The following is a 10,802-nucleotide window of genomic DNA, read 5'->3' as shown; positions in this document are numbered from 1 at the left end:
CCCGCGGTAAGACATATCACTTTCATTCCATATATCCGCATCATCTACACCCTGATCTCCGTATAGCTTTAGGACTTCGCTTTGTATGGCAAGCTCATCCAGATCAGCTATGCCTTATATGATGTTCGTGTTCCTCGGACCGGAACTTTGCCGCAGGCTTCCTTCAGATTCCACCTCACGATGGACACCCTTGCCTTTGGCTAATGATAGGTAGCTATAAACCCCCATAACGGACTTGCACCGTCAAGTGATATGCCATGCACGGCACACCATAAAAAAATCCCGGAAAATTCCGGGATTTAATAAATGTTTGAGGTGACAAAAATTAATTTTGTTCTTCAGCCTTTCTTTTGGCTTCTTCTTTTAACTCTTCACTCGCAACAATGGCAAGTTCTACCCTACGGTTTTTAGCACGACCTTCTGCAGTTTCATTATCATACTTTGGCTGGGCTTCCCCGTACCATTTCGTATCAAATCTTCCACTGCTAAGACCCTGGCTGGTTAAATAATTAGTCACAGCCTGCGCTCTGTTTTTAGAGAGTGTAAGGTTATAAGATTCACTACCGGTATCATCTGTATGTCCTTCTACAAGAACATTAGAATCTGGATATTCTTTAAAAATATCGGCCAGTTTATTTAAAGTAGCCTGGGATTTAGAATTTATATTATATTTTTCGGTATCAAAATATACCCCGCTGCTTTCATCAAACGTAACGTTTATTCCTTCGCCAACTCTTTCAACTTCAGCGCCTGGAATTTCCTGTTCAATTTCCTTGGCTTGTTCGTCCATACGGTCACCAATAATAGCTCCGGCTGCACCACCTACAACTCCGCCGATAATGGCGCCAAGTGCGGTATTTCCATCTCCGGTATTGTTTCCAACAACACCACCAATAACGGCACCACCGGCAGATCCAATTACAGCTCCTTTTTGTTTATTATTCGCATTCTTCGTGGCTTCACAACCAAATAGCATTGTGGCAGCAAAAAGAATGGCAAACATTCTGTTTATAGTAGTCTTCATAGTATATTAATTTAATTAAAGTTTAGAAAAATTCATTCTTATTACAAACGGAGAACCTTCAAGCATTACAGATTGTTCCCAAACCATTTGTGTTTCAGAAAGTGATTTTAAATTCATTCGGAAACCCTGGTCACCGGTTGTTGAGTTATAATCGTCATCGGTTGGTTTCAATAGAAAATCAAAAATTCCTTCAGGAGTATTTTCTTCATCTATAGACCAGATAAAGTATCGCTGGCCGGTACTACAATTAGGTCCCTGGACATTATATGCCCCCCTATTATTGTTAGATACAAAATTCCAAGTGCTGTTTTCAAAGCAGGATGCATTGGCATCGTTTAGCAGGGTCACATCAAACTCCCCAGAACTATTTGGGTAAGTTACGCTGGTAAGCGTCCAGTCTCCGTTAAAAGATTTTCTGGCTTCTTTTGCAGTTTTGCTGGGTCCACAAGCTGCCAATAATACGGCTATAAAGCCAAGGATAAATATTTTTTTCATTAGTTAGGTGTTTGGGTTATACATAAAAATCCAATGCTTGCCGATTATTACCTGGCGCAATACATTGGATTTTATTCTTTTATTTATTTATTTTTATCTTCTAAATAATCTGCTCACTAAAGAAATCACTAATAGTACAAGGAAAATGTAGAAGATTATTTTAGCAATGTCTGCAAAACCCTCGGCAATTCCACCAAAACCAAAAATGGCAGCTACCAAAGCAATGATTAGGAAAATAACGATTAAACGTATCATAATAATAGATTTTTTGATTAGTTGTGATCTAAATTACGGCAGGTGTAGAACGGAGACAAAAGATTATTAATACTTTAACAGCAGAACTGTTAAGGAATCTTAAAATATGAAATATTTAGGCTCCTTATTATTAATAGTCTATTAATTCCTTTAATTTTTCCTTTAATTTTTTCTTCGGAAGATAACCTTCTTCAAGCGCTGCGGCAAATGGAATTGGAGTTTCGCCACTACCTAAACGCATTACTGGAGCATCTAAATATTCAAAACATTCTTCTGAAATAATTGCTGAAATCTCTGAGGCTAAACTACCAAAAAGTGAATCTTCAGTGAGTACAAGTACCTTCCCCGTTTTTTTAACCGAATTAATTATGGTCTCTCTATCTAAAGGTTGAAGGCTGCGAAGATCAATTAACTCTATATTCTCTAATTCGGCTTCTTCTAAAGTATCTAAAGCCCAGTGAACGGCTGCCCCGTAGGTAATAATAGTAAGTTTATCACCTTCTTTTAAGACTGAAGCTTTTCCAAATGGTAAAGTGTAATAATCTACAGGAACTTCCTGCCGAATGCTACGGTAAAGCGCTTTATGTTCAAAAAACAACACGGGATTTGGGTCGTTAAAAGAGGTATTCAACAATCCTTTAGCATCGTAGGGAAATGCAGGGTAAACAACTTTTAGTCCGGGAACTTTAGTAAACCAGGCCTCGTTTGTTTGACTATGAAAGGGTCCTGCTCCTACTCCTGCTCCGCAGGGCATTCTTATTACTACATCGGCATTTTGGTTCCAGCGGTAATTGCTTTTTGCCAGGTAATTTACAATGGGATTAAAGCCTGAACTTACAAAATCCCCAAACTGCATTTCTACCATAGCTTTCATTCCATTGATGGAAAGACCCATCGCGGTTCCCACAATTGCCGACTCGCAAATGGGTGTATTTCTAACTCTTTCTTTACCGAATTCTTCCAGCAATCCATCGGTTATTTTAAAAACCCCTCCATATTCTGCAATATCCTGCCCCATTAAAACCAAGGAATTATGTCTCTGCATAGATTGCTTTGTAGCTTGTGCGATCGAATCTATAAATCTTATGGTTTCAGTTTCTGAATTTGGCATAACTTCCTCATATACAAAATCCTGATAAAGATCATTTAACTCATTAGTTTCATCGTATCTCGAAGCATCTTCTTCATTCGCCTCTCTCAGATTTTCATCAATTTCAGCTTTAATTTCATTTTTAAAATGAGCATCCTGCTCTTCCGAAAGTATATTTTCATCAATAAGAAAACCTCTGAAATTCTCTACCGGATCCTTTTTCTGCCAGAAATTCATTAAATCTTCGGGCACATATTTGGTGCCACTGGCTTCCTCATGACCGCGCATCCTAAAAGTTTTGAATTCCAGTAAAACCGGCCTCGGATTTTGCCTGATACTTTCTGCAATTTTAGAAACCCGACTGTAAACTTCAATGACATTATTTCCATCAATAATATGAGATTCCATTCCGTAGCCCTGGGCACGATCGGCAAGATCTTTACACCGATATTGTTCGTTAGTTGGGGTTGAAAGTCCGTAGCCGTTGTTTTCTATGCAAAACAAAACAGGTAAATCCCAAACCGAAGCAATATTCAGCGCTTCGTGAAAATCGCCTTCGCTGGTGCCTCCTTCCCCGGTAAAAACCGCGGTTACTTTATTTTCATCTTTGAGTTTATGGGCTAAAGCAATTCCGTCGGCTACTCCAAGCTGAGGTCCTAAATGGGAGATCATTCCCACGATTTTATATTCCTGGGTTCCAAAGTGAAAACTTCTATCCCGTCCTTTTGTGAATCCGTTTTGCTTCCCCTGCCATTGCGAGAAAAGTCGGTTTAATGGCACGTTACGAGAAGTAAAAACTCCCAAATTTCTATGCATTGGTAAAATATACTCATCGGCATTAAGGGATTTGGATACCCCTATAGAAATTGCTTCCTGGCCTATGCCGCTAAACCATTTAGATATCTTACCCTGTCTCAGCAAAATGAGCATTTTCTCTTCAATTAAACGCGGTTTTAAAAGCGCTGCATATAAGTCTAACAATTGTGCTGAAGAAAGGTTTTCTTTCTCAAATTTAATGGAAGGTGGCTGGGAAGAATTTGGTTGCATAGTATGTATTTGTTTACCAAATGTAACCAAAATTATAAATGCTAAGAAATTTAAAAACCCTCGTTAGCTCCCGTTTTTTTCTTTAACTTTGTATGTTAAATTCTAAAAAAACTAAGCATATTATGGCGATGAATAATATTCCCAGCGTAGATCTTGCCGATTTTCTTTCTGATGATCAGAGCAGAAAACAAAAATTTGTTGAAGAAATTGGAAAGGCATACGAGGAGATTGGTTTTGTAGCTTTAAAAAACCATTTTCTTGACAGTGAGTTGGAAGAAAATCTATATAAAGAAGTAAAAAGTTTTTTTGCCCTTCCTTTAGATACAAAGAAAAAGTATGAAATTGAAGGCCTTGCCGGCCAGCGTGGTTATATTTCCTTCGGAAAAGAACACGCTAAAGGTAAAAAAGAAGGAGATTTAAAAGAATTCTGGCATTTTGGTCAGGAACCGGCCGAAGATGCAAATCTTACTGAAAAATATCCTGAAAATGTTCAGGTTTCTGAGCTTAAAGATTTTAATAAAGTAGGAATGGAAGCCTACAGAATGCTGGAAAAAACCGGGATCTATGTACTACGTGCTTTAGCTTTATATATAGGACTGGATGAACATTATTTTGATCATTGGGCCAGCAACGGGAATAGTATTTTAAGACCTATCCACTACCCTCCAATTACCGAAGAACCTAAAGGTGCGGTTAGAGCCGGTGCACACGGGGATATAAACCTTATTACTTTATTGATGGGTGCTTCTACCGGCGGACTTCAGGTATTGAGAAAAGATGGTGAATGGATAGATGCTTTACCAAAGGAAGACGAATTGGTAATTAATGTTGGGGATATGCTGGAAAGGCATACAAACAATAAACTACGCTCTACGATTCACCGGGTAATTAACCCACCTAAGGAAGAATGGGGCAAACCAAGATATTCTATACCTTTCTTTATGCACCCAAGAAGCGAAATGCCGTTGGATTGCCTGGAAGAATGTATAGATAAAGAAAATCCAAAACAATACGAAGATATTACTGCCGGCGAATTTTTACACCAACGCCTGGTAGAAATCGGACTCCTAAAAAAGTAAGTTATGGCAAAGAAAAAACTGGGGCTTGAAGATTTAGGCGGTTTTGTTTTTTCTACAAATGATGATTTTGAAGGAAATGAACACAAAGAAACCGAGGAGACATTAGCACCCGAAGATCAGCAATTAGAGGCACATTTTAGCAGCAAAGGTCGTGGTGGAAAGACCGTTACCATAATTAAAGGTTTTGAGGGTACAAACGAAGATTTAGTGATTCTCGGAAAGAAATTGAAGAAAAAATGCGGCGTTGGCGGCTCGGCTAAAGACGGTGAAATTATTATCCAGGGTGACGATAGGGAAAAGATTATGGAACTCCTTATAAAAGATGGTTATAATGTAAAACGGGTTGGTGGTTAATTCCCACCAACTTTTAAATTAACCCTATGGAAAATAAGGCCCTACATATTGTAAATGGTGATAGTTTAACCGAACAGGTAGAAGAACTGAACCTTCCGGGCCAAATTATTGTATGGCGGGAATTGCTTTGCGAAGGACCGTCTTTAAAAGAAGTCGGTACTTTAAAATTTATTAGAAAACGAGAGAAATTCCTCAAAGAAGCCTACAATATTTCTTCTGAAGAATATAAAGAGCGATTTGTTTCCCAGCTTAAATTATTGAAAAAAGCCAAAGATTACGATCACGTGATACTCTGGTTTGAATTCGATCTTTTTTGCCATATTAATATGTTGGCAACTATAAGTTTTTACAGGGAACACAAACCAAAAGTACCCTTTTACCTGGTATGCAGTAAACGTCAAAAAGGGGAAGATGAATTTCTCCCGCTTTCCAGGCTTCCGCAAAAACATTTATTGAATCATTTTAATAAGAAAATTCAGTTAGAAGAAGAAGATCTTGAGATAGCTACCTTGGTTTGGGAGTTGTATTGTAGCAACGACCCTATGAAACTTAAGAAGCAAATAAAGAAAACTTCAAATTTTGAATATCTTTCCAGTTGCATCAGGGCGCATATTGAACGCTTTCCTAATAGCAAAACCGGTATTAATTCCCTGGAGAAAAATGTACTTAAATTAGTAGAAAATCAGCAAATTTCTTCAATTAACCAATTGTTGGGTTATGCGCTTCAGTACCAGGGTTATTACGGGTATAGTGATTCGCAAATGGAAAGGGTGCTCAAGAAATTATCTATTTTCTACACCCTGGAAGATAATCGTGTGGTATTAACCTCTAAAGGCAAAGATGCCTTAAGCCAAAAGAAAAATTTTTACCAGGAACTTAAAAACGAGGAATGTTTGGGAGGGGCAAGAATTTTTGATTTTCTCTATGATGCCGAATCCCATAAAGTTTTAAAATTATAGTATGCCAATAGAAGCTTCAGAATTTATACAAAATAATGATGGTAGTGTTTACCATTTAAATTTATTACCAGAACATCTTGCTAAAACCGTAATTTTAGTCGGTGATCCCCACCGGGTTGAAAGAATTACCAGGCATTTTGATAAGGTTGAATTCAAATTAAAGAAACGGGAATTTTATACTCAAACCGGTTATTATAAAGGAAAGCGAATCAGCGTAATTTCTACAGGAATTGGTCCCGATAATATTGATATTGTTCTAAACGAACTTGATGCGTTGGTGAATATAGATTTTGAAACCAGGGAACTCAAAGATGAAATTTCGAGTTTAGATATTATTAGAATTGGAACTTCGGGCTCTATTCAGAAAGAAGTGCCGGTAGATTCCTTTTTAATTAGCGAAAGGGCCATTGGTTTTGACGGACTTCTGCATTTTTACGAGAGCGAGCATATTCAAGATACAGAGTTTGCTGAAGTTTTTAGTCAACATTTAGACTGGTTTAAAAAGAAAGCTGCCCCTTATGTAGTAGACGGGAGTGAAAATCTTATTTCAAGGATGGAATCCTCCAGGGTGCATAAAGGTGTAACCGCTACTAATATCGGATTTTACGGTCCGCAGGGTAGGATTTTACGTTTAGCGCTTCAGGATAATAAATTGAACGATAAACTGGCGTCGTTTTCATTTAATAATAAGAAAATTACCAATCTTGAAATGGAAACTTCAGCGATTTATGGCTTGTCTAAATTACTGGGCCATAATGCGATTTCTATGAACGCAATAATTGCGAATAGAGCCGCCGGAACATTTTCTAAAGACCCTAGAAACACCGTAGATGAGCTTATTCAGTATAGTTTAGAGCAATTGGTGAAATAATCTTATTTCTGCACACACCGTAAAACCTTTCTCTCAACGCATTTAACAGAATATTAAAAGCAAACCTCTGCCCTTATTTGTATTTTTGGTTAAACCACTAATCAATAATGCAGGAACCACAAGAAATTCCATTGAGGCACCGAGACCTTAACTGGCTGAGTTTTAACGCAAGAGTCTTACAGGAGGCAGAAGATAAGATCAATCCGCTTTACGAGCGGATTCGTTTTTTAGCTATTTTCTCTTCCAACCTTGATGAATACTTTAGAGTAAGGGTTGCGCAGCTTCGTCAAATGAAACGCGTGGAGAAAAGCATTCGTAAAAAACTCGCTTTAAAACCTACCAAAACTACCAAGGAAATACTGGAAGAGGTAAAACGGCAACAGCATAAATTTGGTGAGATTTATCAGAAGCAAATCTTACCAGAACTCGCTAAAAACGATATTCTGCTTATAGATGGCGAACATTTTAATAGCGTTCAGAAAGAATTTGCATTTAACTATTTTCAGCGAAATGTAAAAGCCCATATTCAGCCTGAAGTAATTGATCTTGAGGAAGCAAATGAGCTTTTCCTTAAAAATGCCGAATTATATTTTGTAGTGAGTTTTACCAATAAAGAAAAGCTGGGGATTGTAAATATTCCCGTGGATGCATGTGGAAGATTTGTAAACTTTGAAGGTGATGGCGAAGACAATTCTATTACTTATCTGGACGAAATTGTTAGAAGCCAGGTAAGTTCTATTTTTAAGGATCAAAAGATTGAAGGCGTTTACGAAATTAAGCTTTCCCGCGATGCCGAGCTTTATATTGAAGATATTTATGAAGGAGTTTTAGCTGAGAAAATCTACGACTCGCTCGCTCAAAGAACCGATGGCCAACCCACCCGTTTATTGTATGATGCCGAAATGCCCGATTTTCTGCATAAGAAAATCAGAAAACTTCTGAAACTGGGTAAAATTGATATGATGCCGGGAGGAAAATATCACAATTTCAACGATTTCTTTTCTTTTCCCGATCCTACCAACAATCCCGAGCTACATTATGAAAAGCTTCCTTCAATAGAACATAAAGCGCTTTCAAAATCAAAAGATTATTTTGAAACAATTTCAAAGAAAGATCAGGCAGTGCATTTTCCATATATGTCATTTGCTTATGTAGAAAATTTCCTGGAACAAGCCGTAAACGACAAAAACGTAACGGCAATAAAGATCTCTTTATATCGCGTTGCAGATGAATCAAGGTTAACAAGTTTACTTTTAAAAGCCTTGGAAAACGGAAAACAGGTTACGGTATTTGTTGAAGCCAAGGCCAGGTTTGATGAAGAAAATAACATAATTTGGGGCCGTAAATTTGAGGAAAAAGGCGCCAATGTAATTTATTCCTATCCCAAGATTAAAGTACATTCCAAAATTATGCTGGTGCAGCGAATTGAAGGGGAAGATTTGGTAAACTATTCTTATATAGGCACAGGAAATTTTAATAGTGAAACTTCAGAAATATATTGTGACCATGCGATTTTCACTTCCAACAAACAAATTGCAAAAGAATTATCCCGATTGTTCAAAGTATTAGAAGGAGAATTGATTATTCCGCGGGAAAAAAACCTGTTGATCTCCCCATTTTCTACCCGCCAGGAATTTATAAAACTAATTTATAACGAAATTGATTTCGCACGGGAAGGGAAAAAGGCTAGAATCACGGCTAAAATGAATAGCCTCGAAGATCCGGAAATAATCGAGTTGCTTTATAAAGCCAGTAATGCCGGAGTAGAAATAAGACTTCTGGTTCGTGGCTTTACCTGTTTAATTCCCGGAGTTAAAGGTTTAAGCGAAAATATTTATATTACCAGTATTGTGGACAGATATTTAGAACACGGCCGCATTTATATTTTTGAGAACGGTGGTGATGAAAAAATGTATTATGGTAGTGCCGATTGGATGACGCGTAACCTCTCCCGCCGAATAGAGGTGCTCTCCCCTATTCTTGATAAAGATATTGCCCATGAATTTAAAGAAATACTGGAAATTCAGTTAAACGACAATGTAAAAGCGAGAATCCAGGATGCCGATGAAAACAATGTCTACGTAAAGAGAAAAGAAAGCGAGAAACCGGTGCGATCACAATACGAAATTTATAATTATCTAAAGAAAAAACATAGCAAATGAAAACTATTAAAGTAGGCGGTGTACCGGAACATTTTAACCTTCCGTGGCATTTATGTATAGAAGAAAAACTTTTTGAGGCGCGTGGCATTAATGTAATTTGGAAAGATTTCCCCGGAGGCACCGGTGCTATGAACAAAGCTTTACGATCAGGTGAAATTGATGTAGCAGTAATCCTAACCGAAGGGGTTTTAAAAGATATAATTTCCGGAAACGAGAGTAAAATTATTCAAACTTACATTGGTTCTCCCTTGGTTTGGGGAATTCACGTAGCGGCCGGCTCTAAATATAAATCGGTTGAAGAACTTAAAAATACCAAGGCGGCTATAAGTCGAAAAGGTAGCGGTTCACACCTTATGGCCTATGTAAATGCCCAAAGCCACGAATGGAATACAAAAGAACTGCAGTTTGAAATAGTAAAAGACCTGGATGGCGCTGTAGAAGCTTTAAAGGACGATAAAGCACAGTATTTTATGTGGGAACATTTTACTACCAAACCTTTGGTAGATAATCATACATTTAGAAGACTGGCCGACTGCCCTACACCCTGGCCCTGTTTTGTTGTGGCTGCCAGAAATGAAAGTTTAAAAAATGAACCTGATCGTCTTAAAACAATGCTGGAAATTTTGAACAGGGAAACCCAAGGCTTTAAAAATCTTCCTAAGATTGCCGAAAAGTTAGCCGAAAGATACGATCAGCGGCTGGAAGATATAGAAAAATGGATGGATATTACACATTGGAGTCAGGAGCAAATAACTGAAGCAGAGATAGAAAAGGTTCAGGACAAATTATTGGAGCTTAATTTAATTTCCAAAAAACAACGATCTTCCGAATTTATTCATAATTTGTAACCCAAAATAATCATCAATCAATAATCATCGATTTCTACTTTAATGAAAAAACTATTATTACTATCATTAGTACTTATTTCATCAGTTACTTTCGCGCAAGACTCGCAAAACACTCAAACTACCGAACCAGATAAAAGGGATGTCACACAAAACGAATTAAGTATTGGTGCGCTTAACCTGGTTGCATTTGGAGCTATAGACCTTACTTTTGAGCGTATTATAGACCAGAATTCAAGTTGGGCAATTGAAGGCTTTATTAAAGCTTTGGATCGTGACAACGAGAATATCGACGATGCTTTTTATAAAGATTTCTCTTTAACCGGGAAATACAAATATTTCTTCGGTGACCGTTATGCCCGTGGATTTTACGTACACGGCTTCGGGATGCTTTCCAGTGGAGAATACGACGATAACTGGGTTGTAGATTCTGAAGGTTATGGCTATTACGAATACGAAGATTACACCGATTTTGCCCTTGGATTTGGCATTGGTGGAAAATTTGTTTCTAAGGGTGGTTTCTTTTTAGATCTTGGTGCAGGAATTGGTAGAAATTTACTTAGCGAAAATTCTCCAACAATTGTAGGACAATTCAATGTTAACCTTGGATTTAGATTCTAA

Annotated in this window: 11 protein-coding genes; 7 read left to right on the top strand and 4 right to left on the bottom strand. The window is 37.7% G+C overall.

The genetic code is table 11. The features are described from left to right. Window positions 1-325: 325 nt before the first annotated feature. The 4 genes from B5X53_RS07365 to B5X53_RS07350 form a co-directional block, all read right to left on the bottom strand. Window positions 326-1,024, bottom strand: a complete 699-nt coding sequence (locus B5X53_RS07365; RefSeq protein WP_079712584.1) for a YiaD family glycine zipper/OmpA-like lipoprotein — start codon at window positions 1,022-1,024, stop codon at window positions 326-328. 15 nt (window positions 1,025-1,039) lie between these two features. After that, window positions 1,040-1,519 carry a lipocalin-like domain-containing protein gene (locus B5X53_RS07360; RefSeq protein WP_079712583.1) on the bottom strand — a complete coding sequence of 160 codons (480 nt, stop codon included), beginning with the start codon at window positions 1,517-1,519 and terminating at the stop codon, window positions 1,040-1,042. A gap of 93 nt (window positions 1,520-1,612) precedes the next feature. Further along, complete coding sequence (locus tag B5X53_RS07355; protein ID WP_070055250.1) at window positions 1,613-1,774, bottom strand: DUF1328 domain-containing protein; 162 nt, start codon at window positions 1,772-1,774, stop codon at window positions 1,613-1,615. A 130-nt stretch (window positions 1,775-1,904) separates the two neighbouring features. Beyond that, window positions 1,905-3,911, bottom strand: coding sequence for an alpha-ketoacid dehydrogenase subunit alpha/beta (locus tag B5X53_RS07350; protein WP_079712582.1), 2,007 nt, complete (start codon window positions 3,909-3,911; stop codon window positions 1,905-1,907). Window positions 3,912-4,039: 128 nt separating this feature from the next. Here B5X53_RS07350 and B5X53_RS07345 point away from each other — a divergent pair, with 128 nt between their 5' ends. The 7 genes from B5X53_RS07345 (at window position 4,040) to B5X53_RS07315 (ending at window position 10,802) form a co-directional block, all read left to right on the top strand. Next, entirely contained in the window at window positions 4,040-4,990 is a 951-nt protein-coding gene (locus tag B5X53_RS07345) for an isopenicillin N synthase family dioxygenase (RefSeq protein WP_079712598.1), read from the top strand. Between the two features lie 3 nt (window positions 4,991-4,993). Beyond that, entirely contained in the window at window positions 4,994-5,344 is a 351-nt protein-coding gene (locus B5X53_RS07340) for a translation initiation factor (protein WP_079712581.1), read from the top strand. Window positions 5,345-5,370: 26 nt separating this feature from the next. Next, window positions 5,371-6,303 carry a DUF1835 domain-containing protein gene (locus B5X53_RS07335; protein ID WP_079712580.1) on the top strand — a complete coding sequence of 311 codons (933 nt, stop codon included), beginning with the start codon at window positions 5,371-5,373 and terminating at the stop codon, window positions 6,301-6,303. 1 nt (window position 6,304) lies between these two features. Continuing rightward, window positions 6,305-7,174, top strand: coding sequence for a nucleoside phosphorylase (locus B5X53_RS07330; RefSeq protein WP_079712579.1), 870 nt, complete (start codon window positions 6,305-6,307; stop codon window positions 7,172-7,174). Between the two features lie 107 nt (window positions 7,175-7,281). Next, window positions 7,282-9,336, top strand: coding sequence for a polyphosphate kinase 1 (ppk1, locus tag B5X53_RS07325; protein ID WP_079712578.1), 2,055 nt, complete (start codon window positions 7,282-7,284; stop codon window positions 9,334-9,336). Then, a complete protein-coding gene (locus tag B5X53_RS07320) occupies window positions 9,333-10,184 on the top strand; it encodes a substrate-binding domain-containing protein (RefSeq protein WP_079712577.1) in 852 nt (283 codons plus the stop codon). The genes ppk1 and B5X53_RS07320 overlap by 4 nt, the downstream gene beginning before the upstream one ends. Window positions 10,185-10,226: 42 nt before the next feature. Further along, a complete protein-coding gene (locus tag B5X53_RS07315) occupies window positions 10,227-10,802 on the top strand; it encodes a hypothetical protein (RefSeq protein ID WP_079712576.1) in 576 nt (191 codons plus the stop codon).

Origin of the sequence: Salegentibacter salinarum, from assembly GCF_900168115.1 — a bacterium.
Classification (GTDB): domain Bacteria; phylum Bacteroidota; class Bacteroidia; order Flavobacteriales; family Flavobacteriaceae; genus Salegentibacter; species Salegentibacter salinarum.
This window is presented reverse-complemented; position numbering and strand designations above follow the sequence as displayed.